A 15,867-nucleotide genomic window follows, 5' to 3' on the forward strand; every position below is an offset into this window, starting at 1 on the left:
TATAGCAGTCATACTAAATACTGTTTGTGAAGTAACATTTGTATTTGCTTGAAGAGATGTAACTAAAACCTGTTCGTTAAGCAATAGTGGTTGGGAATAATAAATGGAAGCCCCGATCTTGACATTTTTGTAAAAAACAACGGCTAACCCAACAGCTATGAAAATTATTAAAGACATCACGAACTGGTTAGAAACCCGCGCTTGTGCTCCTGCATACGGTGGTTGGATTTTAATGGGTATTGCTATTTGTTTTTTTGGGGCTGGGATCAATACGATGGCGGGCTGGCTTTATGTTATCAGTGGTGTTAGTTTTGCTCTGTTGGGCTTGGCAGTCATCCTACCACCGCGATCGCTTTTGGGTTTAGTTGTCAAGCGTCTTCCTATTGAACCAGTGACAGCAGGTGACGATCTCACAGTTGAATTAGAGATTTTCAATCAAGCACGTCAACCTACAAGCTTGCTGCAAGTCCAGGATATGCTACCTTTTGTGTTGGGAAAACCCATACAGAAATCGATTGAAAGAATTTCTCATGGCAAGTCCTATCGCTGGGTTTATCATCAACCAACAGAACGCCGGGGAATTTTTCGCTGGCAAACAGTCGAATTGGGAACTGGTGCTCCCTTGGGGCTATTTTGGTGTCGGCGTTTGCGAGACGCTGCTGTTATGGCAGTTGTGTATCCCAAAGTCTTACCCCTAACCACTTGTCCCCTGATAGATGAAATGGGAGATGAAGACTCTCAAAGAGGCGATCCCCGTGGTAGACCCTTACAAACAGCAACCCAAGGATTAACTCGCTGTCTTCGTCCTTACCATATAGGAGACCCGATTCGCTTGATTCATTGGCGCACGAGTGCGCGTTACGGAGAGTTACGGGTACGAGAGTTAGAAGTTATTACAGGTGGGCAAGAAATTATTATTGCTATTGACAGTGCGGGTAATTGGAACGAAGAGAATTTTGAACAAGCCGTCATTGCAGCAGCATCACTGTATTTTTACGCACATCGCCAGCAAACACAGGTAGCACTGTGGACAGCATCAACAGGGATAATCAGAGGTAAACGAGTCGTTCAGGAAGCCTTAGCGGCGATCGCATTCCAAGAAGATGGCACGACAAAACCTCCCCACTCTCCTCTGATATGGTTAACACAAAATCCTTTAACGCTTTCTTCACTACCCAACGGCAGCCGATGGGTACTGTGGCAAGATGTTTCTACAGAACAAGAACAAGTTATTGTTAATAAAGATTACCCAGGTATACAGATAGACACCGAACAATCACTCCAAACCCAGTTGCAAAAATGCATTAGATAGCTCAATCCCGTACATTCACAACTGTCATAGATGTTAAAACCGTCTGCAATCATCTGCTTTGAAAGGGCTTCTTTGCAATTCCATCAAAGACGGGGGATAACCCCCAGCAATACCTTACATTGGCTGCGGTACAATGCAAAGAAATGTTTAAATTATGAGTAGCCCAGCCGATGATTTCACCAGAAGTTAACACAAAATCCAGCGAGCATAGCTTGGAGGCAATGAGGCATTTTTCCGAACAATACGCAAAGCGCACGGGAACTTACTTTTGTTCTGAACCTTCCGTAACTGCAGTTGTGATTGAAGGGCTAGCCAAGCACAAAGACGAACTAGGAGCGCCCTTGTGTCCCTGTCGCCATTATGAAGACAAAGAAGCAGAAGTCAAAGCCACTTTTTGGAATTGCCCCTGCGTTCCAATGCGAGAGCGGAAAGAATGCCATTGTATGCTATTTTTGACTCCAGAAAATGAATTCGCTGGGGACAAACAAGAAATCTCTTTAGACACAATTAAAGAAATTAGAGAGACCATGGCATGAACGAAAGAATGCCAGAAGAGTTTTGGCAAGGTGTAGAGCAGTTTAATACCGGGCAGTATTATGACTGCCATGACACTTTAGAGGCTTTGTGGATTGAAGCCACAGAGCCAGAAAAAACTTTTTATCAAGGCATTCTGCAAATTGCGGTAGCGCTCTATCATTTGGGTAACAACAACTTACGGGGAGCAGCGATTTTGCTTGGAGAAGGCAGCAATCGCCTGCGACGTTACCCATCGGATTACGGAGGTATTGATGTGGATGAATTATTAGATCGGAGTGCGACACTGCTGACAACATTACAACAAGCAGAGCTAGAAAAGCTTGCTACTTTTAACTTGAATCGAGAGGAAGCCTCGCTTCTACCCAAGATTGTACGAATCGATCGCTAGGGGTGAGGGATTGGGGGCGCAAGGGATTGCGCCCGTACAGAAGTAGATCGAAAATCTAAAACTAGATATATTATCAGCTTTTTTACGACTATTCTCTATTTGTAAAATCTTGTAATGAAACCTAACGAGTCAAGAAAGCGTCTAAAACTTTAGCTAGTAGCGCTCCTTAGATAATTCAAATTGTGTATTGTATCTCAAAGGAGAAGTACTTGCGAGAATTAAAATAACAGGCGAGTTCTTAATTGCCAACTTATATGAAGCCCCAATACCAATTCCCTCAAATTAAAACGCGCTATTTTGGATTAGCCTTGCTGCTCGGTGCTGCACTCACAAGTGCGATCGCATTACCCAGCCAAGTACAAACAGCTACCGCACAAACGCCTCAAACTTCTGCACAGCAAAACCGTCCTCTGTACATCCGTGGCAAAGTCCAAGAATATAACTCGAAAACACAAGTGGCAACTGTTCGCGGCGATGTAGAACTCGTCTATCCAGCCCGAGGTATTCAAGCAACCGCAGCACAAGCACAATACTTCACTCGCGAACGTCAGATTATTCTCAGTGGCAACGTCTACGTATTGCAAGAGGGACGCAATAGTATTAAAGCTGAAACGGTAACTTATTTGATTGACGAAGGACGATTTGTTGCTACACCCAAGCAAGGTCGTCAGGTAGAATCCATTTATATCGTTAACGATAACAACAACCCAACGGCTGCACCTGCTCCTGCAACACCACCTTTAAAGAAACCTAATTAGTTAAAATTGGCAATTGGGAAGCGGGCGTTGGTTATGAATACCTCTCACTTGTCTCCCATGTCTCCTTGTCCCTAACCCCTAACCTTAGAGTGAAAATTGTCTTAGAGAATGTTCATAAATCCTATGGCAAGCGCGTCATTGTCAATCGCGTCAACATTTCGGTTGGCCAGGGAGAAATCGTTGGTTTACTCGGTCCTAATGGCGCAGGTAAAACTACAACTTTTTACATAGCTACGGGTTTGGAAAAGCCAGATCGGGGAACTGTTTGGTTGGATAAAATGGATGTGACGCCACTGCCAATGCACAAACGAGCAAGGCTGGGCATTGGATATCTTGCACAGGAAGCCAGTATTTTTCGTCAGCTGACTGTACGGGAAAATATTTTGTTAGTACTGGAACAAACCAATGTCCCTCGTTCGGAATGGTCGCGGAGACTGGATATGTTACTGCAAGAGTTTCGTTTGGAAAAAGTCGCTAAAAGCAAAGGAATTCAACTTTCTGGCGGCGAACGACGCCGAACGGAATTAGCACGGGCTTTGGCTGCAGGAAAAGATGGACCAAAATTTTTGCTTTTGGATGAACCCTTTGCTGGAGTCGATCCCATTGCTGTCTCAGAAATTCAGGAAATTGTGGCTCAATTGAGCGATCGCAATATGGGTATCCTAATTACAGACCATAACGTTCGCGAAACTCTTGCCATTACCGATCGCGGTTATATTATGCGTGAAGGGCAAATTCTGGCTTCTGGCACATCCGATGAACTTTACAAAAATCCTTTGGTACGTCAGTACTACTTAGGAGATAATTTTCAGGTATAGTCGAGGGCTTCAAGATTTAAATTTTCAATAAATTATTTTATTAATATTTTTTATTTTTTAACTATTTATCTTGATTACTCATTCTTGAGATTCTTATAAATCAGAAATCTCAAGTCGAAGGTGCCATTGTTAACTTTAAAGAACCAATGACAAATGACACAAACTAAGTCTTTCTACACTTTAAATTCTCTGTTGCCCTTTTCGCTCATGGATCGTTACCTCGTCAGCGAATTAGTCCCACCATTTTTGTTTGGCGTAGGAGCATTTACATCAATCGGTGTTTCAATTGATGTTGTCTTTGAATTAATCAGAAAAATAGTTGAATCCGGTTTACCTTTAACCATTGCCATTCAAGTTTTCTTCCTGAAAATGTCAGGTTTCATCGTCTATGCTTTTCCCATGTCCACACTTTTAGCGACGTTGATGACCTACAGTCGTCTTTCTAGCGAAAGCGAACTTATTGCCTTACGTGGATGTGGGGTGAGTGTTTACCGCATGGTACTAACGGCAGTCATGTTGAGTCTTGTCGTTACGGGATTATCATTTTTGTTTAACGAGCAACTTGTACCCGCAGCAAATTATCAAGCATCTCAAATTTTAGACAAGGCATTAAAGTCAGATCAACCTGCGATCGTGAAGCGACAAAATCTCTTTTACCCGGAGTACCAAAAGGTCAAGCAGGAGGAAGGAGTTAAGAAAAAAGTTTTGACACGCTTGTTCTACGCGGACGAATTTGATGGAAAACAGATGAAAGGCTTGACCATTTTAGACCGTTCCCAAGAGGGGGTGAATCAAATTGTTGTTGCAGAATCAGGGGAATGGAATCCCGGTCAAAATGTTTGGGATTTTTACAACGGTACTATTTATCTAGTTGCTTCAGATAGCTCATACCGCAATATTGTACGATTTGAACGCCAACAACTAAAATTACCGCGTACAGCGTTGGACTTAGCACAGAAAAGCCGAGATTATGGCGAAATGAATATAGCCCAAGCATTAGAACAACTGGAAATTGAGCGTTTGGGCGGTGATGAGCAAAAAATTCGCAAACTCCAAGTTCGGATTCAACAGAAAATCTCCTTACCTTTTGTCTGTGTTGTTTTTGGTTTGGTTGGTGCAGCAATGGGAACGATACCACAACGAACTGGTAGAGGAACAAGTTTTGGTATTAGCGTGATCGTTATTTTCACTTACTATTTGCTGTGGTTTATTAGTGGTGCGATGGGGGAAGCCGGTGTTCTTTCGCCGTTTATGGCTGCTTGGTTGTCAAATTTCATTGGCTTGGTAATAGGTTTAAATCTCTTATCACGGGTAGCCCAAAGGTAAAATAAAATCAAAACTCCTCAGTATTATAATGAATTGTTATCTTGAAGCGAGTAGGATAGAAGTATAGCTCTACTTCGGTTGAGAGATTGCTTCCAGGGTTGGGCTTGACAAGATTAAGAGTTAATTTCAATACTACCGCTCATGCCACAACGTCACTACCCTCCCGCTTCTTTACGCTATTTCAAAGCCCGGTTATGGAACTTAGCAAGACCTGGTTTTTGGGGAACAGCCATTTTTTTATCTGTTGTAGGACTGGTTGTTAAGGAGTATTGGGTACAATCAGATTTGACAGACAGACAAGAAAATCTGGTTAATGCCAACAAATCTACTAACACTTCTCTGACACCAGAAGACAAAGCCATTGCTGCTGACATAGATAATTTGCCCTTATTGGTTAATGAGTCTGTACCAGCAAACGTACCAAAAGTAAAAAATCCCAACAAAAATCAAGCAAATAAGAACAAAACTTTATTGGAGAGACTCAACACTCAAACTCAGAGTTCTGCAAGTAATAATAATACATCAAGCGCGGAGAGCAGAGCGGGTAACTCTGCATCAAGTAATAAGATAGAAAATCCTTTTTTGGCACAAGCAGAAACTTTGCTAAAGTTTAGTAACTCGCAAGATACAACTCAGCCAACATCTTCTCAAACTGCGGTAGGACAAACTTCTTCGAGTTTAGGTATTGGGTTGAACAATGGAACTGAAGTCAAGCAAAATACAACCCAAGAAAGCCCGTTACAAACAGCACTTAATAAATCAACAAGTCAAAATCAGATTAGTCAGGTTAATACCACCTCAACTCAACTTAACCCTTTCAATTCTCTAACATCACCAATAAGTCGTACACCCGTTCAAAATCCCAATTCTAGCAATGGGTTGATTGGAGTTGGAAGCAACAATGTTTCATCTTCTGGATTGGGATCTACTCAACCACCATTTACAAATCAGCAGCAAACTTCCGTATATGGAACAACGGGCTATACACAACAAAGCATAAATCAGCTGTCAAATCTTAACTATGGCAGTGGTTACAACACACAACCGGGAATAGGTGTTCAACCGCAATATATTAACTTTGGCACAAATTACACCCAGCAAGGACAGACGGGGCTTTTGCCACAAAATCCCACGCTGGGGACTAATTATACGCAGCCATTACCCGTCAATCAACTGCAAAATACTATTCCGTCTACAGGTTACGTGCAACCAGGTGTAACAAACCAACCACAAATAAATCAGCTACCAAGTTCTTCCGTACAGCCAACGCAATTGTACCAACCCCAAAATTTTTATACAAATCGTGACGATCGCCGTTTGGTTGACTTTGTCGATTTAACAAGACGTAGGAGTGGCTATAATAGCAGTGTTAACAGCAGTCCGTCATTGCCCGCAGTGTCATCGCAAACACCATCTGTCCCATCGGTTTCTGCTCCCGTACCTTACTATAACTCCATTCCAAATCAAGGTACCGTTATCACTTCTCCCAATTCTTCCGTTCCCAACTATGGAAGTTCGAGCTTGCAACAATCTATTCCTCAGTATAACTATTCATCCCCCGGTCAACTTCCCGGACAATAAGAACCAGTAAGAAGCATTTCTTCACGGAGCGGCTTGCTCTAGAGACAAAATTTCTTGCTTCTCGATCGCAACTTGGGCTGCACTTAATTATGACATTACGCATAGCCCCCCTTTTTAAGGTTACGGTATACACACAAGTCTTATATAGTGCATTCTTACGGTTTCGATCCCCCCTAACCCCCCTTAAAAAAAGGGGGAACTTCATTCCAATTCTCCCTTTTTACGATGTTTCATCTCTTTTCTAAAGATCTGTACACCACCGTAGCTTTTTAAGGAGTTGGGGGGGAGCGACAACATGTAAAATACCCAAAATGGCGTTGAGGTTGCGTAAGTCCTATTAATGTAGCTACCTCGTAAATCCATGTAAAAAAGGGGGGAATAACCTCCTAAATTCTCCTTGTTCGGGGGGATTTAGGAGGTCTAAAGTTTTGATACCTTAGAGACTTCTTTGAAAACATTCTCTGTGCTTTGTGAGCTTTTTTAGAATACCCCTCCACTTTAAAAACATCCTAGAAATGCCTGCTAGTGAAGGATTACTTTGAAGAAACAGCAAAAAAGCTGCTAATAGTAGAAATATAAATAAAGCTAAGATAATTATATCCAACTTAATAAGTTTTATTTAGTCTGCAAATTCCCCAACCTTCAGAAGTAAGTGCGAGGCAGCTAGTGACCAGTAAAAAATCTTTAGTGGCAGAAAATGATGGTGTTGAAACATCTAACAAAACACGTTGGAAGTGGCTGTGGTTGGGGATGGGTGCGATCGCACTGATTTCCGCAACATTAGGGGGGCTGCTTGCAGTTTCTATGACGAGCACACCTTTGATGCAGACAAAGCTGACCCCAAAGGAAGCGGAAGTTTTTGAGAGCGATCGCCTGACTGGAGAAGGGCTAAAATTTTCAGAGTTAACTCGTCCTGTCAACATTTTAGTTATGGGGATGAGTGTACTGCCAACAGATGTTCAAAACCCACCAGCGGGAGTGAAAAATCGCGGTTACTTACCCCAAGTTAACTCCTTTAGCGGTCTTACCGACGTCATGCTGTTAGTAAGACTTAACCCAGAGGAAAAAAAAATAGTTATTCTTTCTGTTCCTAGAGATACTCGTGTCTCTTTAGAAGGACATGGTGTTGTTAAAATCAATGCAGCTAACGTTGTAGGTGGACCAGCTTTAAGTGCCAAAACAGTCAGCGAACTATTAGGTGGAGTAGAAATTGACCGCTATATCAGAATTAACGTTTTAGGCGTTAACAAGTTAATTGATGCTTTGGGAGGCGTCACAGTTGATGTTCCCTATGATATGAAGTATAGAGATGATTCTCAACACTTATATATCAACTTAAAGAAAGGAAAACAACATCTTAACGGTGACAAAACCCTACAAATGTTGCGTTTCCGTAATGATGGACGTGGCGATATTGGTCGAGTTGAGCGACAGCACATAGTGATGCGATCGCTAGCAGAGCAAACCCTCAATCCCGCTTTGTTAGCACGATTTCCCAAAATTCTTAATGTTGTCCGGTCTCATCTTGACACCAATTTGACAATTGAGGAAATATTGACCCTTGTTAATTTTGGAGTGCAAACAGGTAACTCGAATATGGAAACGCTAACGCTTCCAGGTAGAGCCAGCACGCATCATGAGTATAAAACCAGTTATTGGATACCAAATGCCAAGCAGATTGAAAAAATGGCGATCGACTACTTTAATCTGCAGGTCATGAACCTACCGCAAACCTCCGACTCAACTCTACGACAAGTTGTCATTAAAGACAGCACGGCTAGCGATAGCGAAAGCCTGCAAAATTTAATGCGTTCGTTAGAACTCGTCGGTTACTCTGGTGTTTACGTACCTGAACCTTGGCGCGAACCTTTAGATACAACTTACATTATTGTCAGAAATGGAAATCGCGACACTGCCGACGCACTTCGCGCTGCTTTGGGATTTGGAGAAGTGCGCGTGCAAGATGAAGGCAGCTTTGACTCAAATATTACCATTGACTCGCCTGTGACTATTGTTTTGGGTAAGGATTGGTTGGAACAACAAAATAGCACCAATCTTTCCTACTAAGGGACAAGGGGGACAAGGGAGACAAGGGAGAGTGGTTCGTAACTCCTCCGCTCTTGCGGTGTTTCATCCCCTTGATAATCGTAAGGCTGTTTTTGGTGGAGCGCTCTGAAGTTGACAAATTATCTAGGTTCGGTTACAACATAAAATATGCACCGCATATTCTATTGAGCAAAAACAAAATTTTTAATCATGCAACTTCAGATGCCTCTGACAACCCGAACACGAACTACCCAGACTACCAGTATGGGAGGGTTGTGAGGCGAGGATATTGACTCACAAATCATAAGACTGTGAAACCCTCCCAGTAACTGCTTGGGGGGTTTTTGGTTTTTACGGAAGATCGTTTGCAGACATAGCAAACAATAAGAATTTAACTATCAAAGTAGGCAAACAAATGTTTTTTTTCGCTGACTTTATAACAACCACTACCACTACCACCGAGATCGCGCCTGGAGGGACGACGTGAAGTGATTTGTTGCGTAGCAAGCAAGATTCTCCCCTCCTGGTAAACCAGGAGGGGATTTTTATTTGTAAACAATACTTAGGAGATTGACACCAATGTACGACCATCGAGTTCTTGCTAAAAATATGGATTTATTTCACTTTGAAGAACACAGTCCGGGTATGGTCTTCTGGCATCCCATGGGTTTGAGGCTCTTCAGGGTTATCGAAGACTATATGCGGCGAGTTTATCAGTCTCACGGGTTTGAGGAAGTGCGCTCGCCTCTCGCATTGAGCCGTTCGCTGTGGGAACAATCCGGTCACTGGGAAAAATTTGGCAACAATATGTTTTTTGTAGGCAGTATGAGCCACGATAAGCACTCCAAGATTGACAATCCAGAATTAGAAGCTGTGAATTATGCTTTAAAACCAATGTCTTGTCCGGCTCACATTGCTATTTATAAGTCACGCAAGCGGAGTTATCGAGAAATTCCCATGCGGCTTATGGAGTTTGGTATTGTTCATCGCAATGAACCTTCTGGTTCTTTATCGGGTTGCATGCGTTTGCGTCAGTTTGTACAGGATGACGCTCATATTTTCTGTCAAGAAAGGGATTTGAGGAACGAGATTAATAGCTTTCTCAAGATGGTCAGTGAAGTTTATTCAGCATTTGGTTACAAAAATTTTGCTATCCGGATTTCTACGAGACCAGAACAGCGCTTGGGCTCTGACACGCTTTGGGACAAAGCGGAGGCTGCTTTGATAGGAGCGTGTCAAGCTTTAGGGTATGCCTACGAGATGTTACCGGGAGAAGGAGCTTTTTACGGTCCCAAAATTGAAGTGAGTTTGGAAGACCATCTTGGAAGATCTTGGCAGTGCGGTACAATTCAAGTTGACTTTAACCTTCCTCAAATTTTTGAGCTTTCTTTTGTCAATAAAGATGGGCAGCTCGAACAACCGGTCATGTTACACCAAGCGGTTTTAGGTTCTCTTGAACGCTGGATTGGAATTTTGTTGGAAAATCAAGAAGGTGCATTGCCTCTTTGGTTAGCCCCAGTTCAAATTGCTGTTGCTTCAATTTCTGAAAAATCTGCAGACTGGGCAGAATCCATTGCTGCAGAGATCGAGTCAATGGGAATTAGGACGGAACTTTATGTTGGCGAGCGCACGATTTCTAAAAAAATTCGAGAACTCTCAGCAAAAAAAGTTCCTCTAATTGCGGTAGTTGGCGAACAAGAAAAAGTCAATGGTACGGTTAATCTTCGCCACCTGGGTATTGCAGGACCCGAAGAAATTGAATTTGCCAAGCTTAAGGAGGAGCTGAGGTCTTTTGCTTAAACTTGCCATGGCATCGATCTGCTTAACAAGTTAACTTTAATATGCCGACTTATTTAGTTAAAGGAGAAGATAATGGGACTGAGTGATGGTCTCGCAGATCCAAATAAAAAGAATATGGTTGTCTCAGACTGCCTAAAGTTGATGGACACGCAAGTTGCGTCAACCGGGGGAGTTTCTGGTATTGCCTTAAAAGCAGGCTACACTGCCATTAGGAAGATCGCGCCCAATTATTGCGCTGAAGCTGTGGAGCGTCTTCTGCCAGAATTTTTCTCGGCACTCGATCCTATTTGGAGTGAAGGCGTACAGACAGGCGATCCCGCCAAACACCTCATCCAAAACCAATCTCGTACAGCAGATGCATTGTTAAGTGTCACCGATGCTAGGAGTGAGAAAACCAAAAATACAACTGTACGGAGTGTGTACAACAAACTCCGCAACTCCGCTAAGAAGAACGTAGAGGAAGCAATACCGGACTTAGCACAGATAATTGATAACTATACTAAGAGCTGATTGCATACAAATCTAACTGGGTCATCTTAAGAATCTCTCTAGAGGCGTCTTCTTGGGAGCGCCTCTATACCTCTTACTAGGATTGAGATAAAAATATATCTACCTCAAGAATGTTTTTTTCACTTTGATGGACTTTTAACGATAAGAATTTATGTTAAGCTACTAGACTAAACTCTACATAAACTTTATGTATGTCTCTGAGAAGTACACAAAACGAAGTAATTCGTAGTGTGCGATTCGTTCACTCGAAATGAGTAATAAATTATTCAGGGATGAGTGGCAGGGAATAAGAACCGAGTAATCGGAACAGAACCTTTGACAACTAGATGACCATGAGGGTGACTCCGAGGAAATCCTAGAGTACATAAGAGAAGTCCCTCCCCGTAGGTGCAACGGTGACAGCATCACCCCTAGGGTAGCGACTAGCCATCAATCCCTAAAGCGGGGTGAGAAGGAGGTAAAACTGGTAGCCTAAACTGGTTCCCTTCGAGCATAAACCTACGAGCAGCGCAAGCGAAGATGCGTAACCGTCGTTATTACTAACCAGCGAAATAAGGCTGAACGCGCTGGAGCCAAAAAAAAAAGGCAACGGATAAGGGACTGGCATTTACTACGATGACCAGCAAGCACTCCCAATAAACCCGGCGGATAAGCATCGCTCTAAAGGTTTCAAACAATGGTTATCTGGAACGAAGTAACTTAATGTCCACTCTCAGGAGGTCGATACTGAGTAGGTGCTAACCGTATGTGGCGTTAAGAGAGATTGAGTCAAAAGCGAATGCCTTGTGTAATAACGAGGATATGCTGACAGACTTACGGTGATTTGGAATGTAGAGTCACAGTAGCAATAAATATGTCTAAAACACGAAGAGTCACAACGGAATCAAATGAGGAAGCGATCCAACCCTTGAAGGAATTGCGAAATCATGAAACTGTGAATGATAAATCGATGGTGGAATGGAGGCACACTGACTGGCGTAAGCTAGAAAAACGTGTCTACAAGTTGCAAAAAAGAATCTACAAAGCCTCACAGCGTGGTAATGTCAAAGCAACTCGCAAACTCCAAAAGACGCTGATGAAGTCCTGGAGTGCAAAGTGTCTTGCGGTTAGACGGGTTACACAAGACAACCAAGGTAAGAAGACGGCGGGTGTGGACGGTGTGAAATCACTAACTCCAAAGCAACGTCTCACCTTAGTTGCCAAATTAAAATTAGGCTCAAAGGTATCGTCTACCAGACGTGTATGGATTCCAAAGCCTGGGAAAGATGAAAAAAGACCTTTGGGTATCCCGACAATGTATGACCGCGCATTGCAAGCTCTCGTAAAAATGGCACTTGAGCCAGAATGGGAAGCTAAGTTTGAACCTAACTCATATGGGTTTAGACCAGGACGCTCATGTCACGATGCTATCGAAGCTATTTTTAATAGTATCAAAACAAAACCAAAATTTGTTCTGGATGCTGACATATCAAAGTGCTTCGATAAAATCGACCACACGGCACTGCTAAGAAAATTAAATACATTCCCCACCATTCGCCGTCAAATACGTGCTTGGTTAAAAGCGGGAGTGATGGATAATCAGCAGTTCCAAGAGACATCTGAGGGTACTCCCCAAGGCGGAGTCATTTCGCCGCTTTTAGCAAACATTGCCCTCCACGGTATGGAAGAACGAATTAAACAATACGCTGAAACATTACCTGGTACAAAACGGGTCAATCGATTTAGTATATCGTTAACTCGTTACGCCGATGATTTCGTAATTTTACACGAAAATCTAGCCGTTGTTCAAAGATGTCAAACAATTATATCTGAGTGGTTAAAAGACATGGGTTTGGAATTGAAGCCATCAAAAACACGCCTAACTCATACTTTAAATAGGTATGAAAATGAAGAACCGGGGTTTAACTTCCTTGGTTTTAATATTAGGCAGTTTCGAGTGAGTAAATACCACTCAAAACAAGGTTTCAAAACAATCATCACCCCAAGCAAAGAAAAGCAGAGGATACACTACGAACGAATAGCTAGTGTCATCAATGACCACATCCCAGCTCCACAAGAGGCAATTATCAACCGATTAAATCCAATAATCAGGGGATGGTCTAACTACTATTCAACGGTAGTAAGTAAAGAAACTTACTCCACATTAGACAATCTTATGTATTCTAAGCTAAAAACTTGGGCAAAACGCCGTCACCCAAATAAATCAGGAGAATGGGTAACCAAGAAATACTGGCGCACCATTGGCGGTGATAATTGGGTCTTCGCCACTCCAAACAAAGGGGAAAAAAATTCGATGCGATTACTAAAACACGCAGAAATACCCATTGTTCGGCACGTAAAAGTGAAAGGCGATGCCAGTCCATACGATGGCAACCTAATTTATTGGAGTTCAAGAATGGGCGCACACCCTGAAGTGCCAAAAAGAGTAACAAAACTCTTAAAGCAACAAAAAGGAAAATGTGCTCACTGCGAATTGTACTTCCGAGAGGAAGATGTACTGGAAATTGACCACAAAATACCTCCAACTCAAGGAGGTAAAGACGAATATAAAAATCTCCAGTTATTACATAGACACTGCCACGACATAAAAACAGCCAATGACAAATTGGCTGGAGGTATGCACTTGGACAAGCACCAAATTACCGAGGAGCCGGATGAATTGAAAAATTCACGTCCGGTTTTGAAGACGAGTCGCTCTGGTGACGGAGCGGCTTAGTTTACTAAAACGAAGTAATTCGGTTAACTGACTTCACCATGACTCAGCGTAGAACTGTTTATTCTACGTTACTCGCAAGAGTTTAAGTCCGCTTTTAAATGATGACTTAATGAGATTAGCCAGTCTCAAGCGTCGAGGGAGGAACATGGCTGCTTTGTGCTAGTGCAACACCGAACCTTTTGGTTGAAGTTTAAAAGCAGTGTCGAGGCACACCATACCCCAATCGGGAGATTCATCAAATGATGATGACTAATTCTGTATTTGTTTTAAGTAAGAATGGCTTAATACTAAAACCAACAACACCAGCAAGAGCCAGGATTTTACAATCTATTGGCAAAGGGAAAAAGCTGAAATTATTCCCATTTACTTTAATTCTAGATAAGGATGTTGATGAAAATATAGAGCCATATTTAGAACTAAGAATTGACCCCGGTTCAAAATTTACGGGCATTTCCTTAGTAGATTTAAATAAGAATGAAGTCATCTGGGCAATGGAATTAGAACACCGGGGCGCTCGGATTAAAATGGAATTAATTAAACGTGCAGCTACAAGACGTTCTAGAAGATCCAGAAGACTGCGCTATCGCCAAAAGAGATTTGACCGCAAAAAGCCAGATGGATGGTTAGCACCAAGTTTACGGCATAGATTGTTAACTACCCAGACTTGGATCAAACGGTTGCTGAGATTAGCTCCGATTAAATCAATTGCAATTGAATCGGTGAAATTCGATTTCCAAAAAATGGAGACACCAGATATAGAGGGGATTGAATATCAGCAAGGTACTTTGTTCGGCTACACCTTACGCGAAGCACTTCTAGAACATTGGGGTAGAGAATGTGTATATTGCGGTAAGACAGACGTTCCCTTACAAATAGAACACATTCATGCACGAACTAAAGGAGGTAGTGACCGATTCTCAAACCTGACTTTATCATGTGAAAAATGCAATCAGAAAAAGGGAAATAAGCCAGTAGAACAATTTCTCAAGGGGAAACCAGAAATTCTCCAAAAAATTAAAGCACACCAAAAAAAGTCTTTAAGTGATGCATCTGCTGTCAACTCTACCCGAAAAGCTATATTTGAGATGGCACAGCAATTCGGATTAAGAGTAATTAGTGGTGATGGTGCATCTACTAAAATGATTCGGATTAAAAGCGAATTGCCCAAACAGCATTGGATTGATAGTGCTTGTGTCGGAACCGACCAAATTGTTAAATTACGAATATACCAATCATTGCGCGTTACTTGTACTGGTCATGGCACAAGACAAGTACAAAGAGTGAATGCCAGTGGTTTTCCCGCCATAGCCAGCATCAAAAAGAATCCCATTACTGGTAAAAAAGAAGTCAATTTAGTCAGTAAAAATGAGAAATATACTCACGCTAGAGCTGGTGATTATGTGATTTGTAATTTGCTCAAAGATCGCAAACACATTAAGGCGGGAATTTATCGTGCTAGAGTCAAAACGCCAACGCCTAAAGGAGTAGAAGTCCTAATTAACGGGTATCGTATTGCAATCGATCGACAATACGTTCAGCTTATTCATTGTGCCGATGGCTATGAATGCAGTTTTGCTACGATTGACCAAAATTTACTTCGTTTTAGCGCGATTAGATAACATGACCAAATTTACAATTTTAGTGGCGGAAGACGATCCTAATGACGCCTTCTTTATTCAAAGGGCTTTTCAAAAGACTCAACTGGTTCACACCCTTAAAGTTCTAGAAGATGGAGATGCGGTTATAAATTATCTATGTGGCATTGATGAATACGCTGACCGGGAACTCTATCCTTTGCCAACACTCATACTCTTAGATATCAAACTACCACGCCGTTCGGGTCTTGAGGTTCTCGAATGGATACGCCGCCAACCTCACTTGAAACGCTTGCTCGTCATTATGCTGACTTCTTCAGACCAAGACAGAGATATCAACCTAGCCTATGAACTAGGTGCTAACTCATATTTAACAAAACCAATAGGGATTGATAACCTACAGGAAATGGTTAACAGTATTAACAAATACTGGTTACTTCTTAATAAACAACCAGAAATTTAAAGAAAGGAAAGTATATC

Annotated in this window: 13 protein-coding genes; all 13 read left to right on the plus strand. The window is 42.2% G+C overall.

Going from position 1 to position 15,867, the window contains the following annotated elements; genetic code table 11:
• Window positions 1–157: 157 nt before the first annotated feature.
• The 13 genes from HC643_RS12035 to HC643_RS12095 all read left to right on the plus strand — a co-directional run bounded on the left by HC643_RS12035 (window position 158) and on the right by HC643_RS12095 (window position 15,850).
• Window positions 158–1,312 carry a DUF58 domain-containing protein gene (locus HC643_RS12035; protein WP_038084376.1) on the plus strand — a complete coding sequence of 385 codons (1,155 nt, stop codon included), beginning with the start codon at window positions 158–160 and terminating at the stop codon, window positions 1,310–1,312.
• Between the two features lie 170 nt (window positions 1,313–1,482).
• Window positions 1,483–1,848, plus strand: a complete 366-nt coding sequence (locus HC643_RS12040; RefSeq protein WP_038084378.1) for a ferredoxin thioredoxin reductase catalytic beta subunit — start codon at window positions 1,483–1,485, stop codon at window positions 1,846–1,848.
• A complete protein-coding gene (locus HC643_RS12045; RefSeq protein ID WP_038084380.1) occupies window positions 1,845–2,237 on the plus strand; it encodes a DUF309 domain-containing protein in 393 nt (130 codons plus the stop codon). Before HC643_RS12040 ends, HC643_RS12045 begins: the two co-directional genes overlap by 4 nt.
• A gap of 254 nt (window positions 2,238–2,491) precedes the next feature.
• On the plus strand, window positions 2,492–2,995 hold the full coding sequence (locus tag HC643_RS12050; RefSeq protein ID WP_038084382.1) for an LptA/OstA family protein: 504 nt from the start codon (window positions 2,492–2,494) through the stop codon (window positions 2,993–2,995).
• An 89-nt stretch (window positions 2,996–3,084) separates the two neighbouring features.
• A complete protein-coding gene (gene lptB, locus HC643_RS12055) occupies window positions 3,085–3,813 on the plus strand; it encodes an LPS export ABC transporter ATP-binding protein (RefSeq protein WP_038084384.1) in 729 nt (242 codons plus the stop codon).
• Window positions 3,814–3,966: 153 nt separating this feature from the next.
• Window positions 3,967–5,139 (plus strand): LptF/LptG family permease, encoded by a 1,173-nt coding sequence (locus HC643_RS12060; RefSeq protein ID WP_237265869.1) that lies wholly within the window; start codon window positions 3,967–3,969, stop codon window positions 5,137–5,139.
• A gap of 141 nt (window positions 5,140–5,280) precedes the next feature.
• On the plus strand, window positions 5,281–6,720 hold the full coding sequence (locus HC643_RS12065) for a hypothetical protein (protein ID WP_050045709.1): 1,440 nt from the start codon (window positions 5,281–5,283) through the stop codon (window positions 6,718–6,720).
• A 666-nt stretch (window positions 6,721–7,386) separates the two neighbouring features.
• Window positions 7,387–8,787: an LCP family protein gene (locus HC643_RS12070; protein WP_038084386.1), complete on the plus strand. Its 1,401-nt coding sequence runs from the start codon at window positions 7,387–7,389 to the stop codon at window positions 8,785–8,787.
• A 558-nt stretch (window positions 8,788–9,345) separates the two neighbouring features.
• Window positions 9,346–10,566 (plus strand): threonine--tRNA ligase, encoded by a 1,221-nt coding sequence (gene thrS / locus HC643_RS12075; RefSeq protein ID WP_050045710.1) that lies wholly within the window; start codon window positions 9,346–9,348, stop codon window positions 10,564–10,566.
• A gap of 72 nt (window positions 10,567–10,638) precedes the next feature.
• The gene (locus HC643_RS12080) at window positions 10,639–11,076 is read left to right on the plus strand and encodes a DUF6918 family protein (protein ID WP_038084388.1); all 438 of its coding nucleotides are present in this window, start codon (window positions 10,639–10,641) and stop codon (window positions 11,074–11,076) included.
• A gap of 853 nt (window positions 11,077–11,929) precedes the next feature.
• Window positions 11,930–13,792: a group II intron reverse transcriptase/maturase gene (gene ltrA / locus HC643_RS12085; protein WP_082051694.1), complete on the plus strand. Its 1,863-nt coding sequence runs from the start codon at window positions 11,930–11,932 to the stop codon at window positions 13,790–13,792.
• 242 nt (window positions 13,793–14,034) lie between these two features.
• Window positions 14,035–15,411: an RNA-guided endonuclease IscB gene (iscB, locus tag HC643_RS12090; RefSeq protein WP_137986337.1), complete on the plus strand. Its 1,377-nt coding sequence runs from the start codon at window positions 14,035–14,037 to the stop codon at window positions 15,409–15,411.
• Window position 15,412: 1 nt separating this feature from the next.
• Window positions 15,413–15,850, plus strand: coding sequence for a response regulator (locus HC643_RS12095; RefSeq protein ID WP_038075409.1), 438 nt, complete (start codon window positions 15,413–15,415; stop codon window positions 15,848–15,850).
• Window positions 15,851–15,867 lie beyond the last annotated feature (17 nt).

The sequence above is a fragment of the Tolypothrix bouteillei VB521301 genome, assembly GCF_000760695.4.
GTDB lineage: Bacteria > Cyanobacteriota > Cyanobacteriia > Cyanobacteriales > Nostocaceae > Scytonema > Scytonema bouteillei_A.

Excerpts from the sequence above, each read along its gene's own strand:
- HC643_RS12040 (WP_038084378.1), top strand. The coding sequence starts at position 1,483 with ATGATTTCACCAGAAGTTAACACAAAATCCAGCGAGCATAGCTTGGAG.
- HC643_RS12045 (WP_038084380.1), top strand. The coding sequence starts at position 1,845 with ATGAACGAAAGAATGCCAGAAGAGTTTTGGCAAGGTGTAGAGCAGTTT.
- iscB (WP_137986337.1), top strand. The coding sequence starts at position 14,035 with ATGATGACTAATTCTGTATTTGTTTTAAGTAAGAATGGCTTAATACTA.
- HC643_RS12060 (WP_237265869.1), top strand. The coding sequence starts at position 3,967 with ATGACACAAACTAAGTCTTTCTACACTTTAAATTCTCTGTTGCCCTTT.
- HC643_RS12050 (WP_038084382.1), top strand. The coding sequence starts at position 2,492 with ATGAAGCCCCAATACCAATTCCCTCAAATTAAAACGCGCTATTTTGGA.
- HC643_RS12080 (WP_038084388.1), top strand. The coding sequence starts at position 10,639 with ATGGGACTGAGTGATGGTCTCGCAGATCCAAATAAAAAGAATATGGTT.
- ltrA (WP_082051694.1), top strand. The coding sequence starts at position 11,930 with ATGTCTAAAACACGAAGAGTCACAACGGAATCAAATGAGGAAGCGATC.
- HC643_RS12035 (WP_038084376.1), top strand. The coding sequence starts at position 158 with ATGAAAATTATTAAAGACATCACGAACTGGTTAGAAACCCGCGCTTGT.
- HC643_RS12095 (WP_038075409.1), top strand. The coding sequence starts at position 15,413 with ATGACCAAATTTACAATTTTAGTGGCGGAAGACGATCCTAATGACGCC.
- HC643_RS12065 (WP_050045709.1), top strand. The coding sequence starts at position 5,281 with ATGCCACAACGTCACTACCCTCCCGCTTCTTTACGCTATTTCAAAGCC.
- thrS (WP_050045710.1), top strand. The coding sequence starts at position 9,346 with ATGTACGACCATCGAGTTCTTGCTAAAAATATGGATTTATTTCACTTT.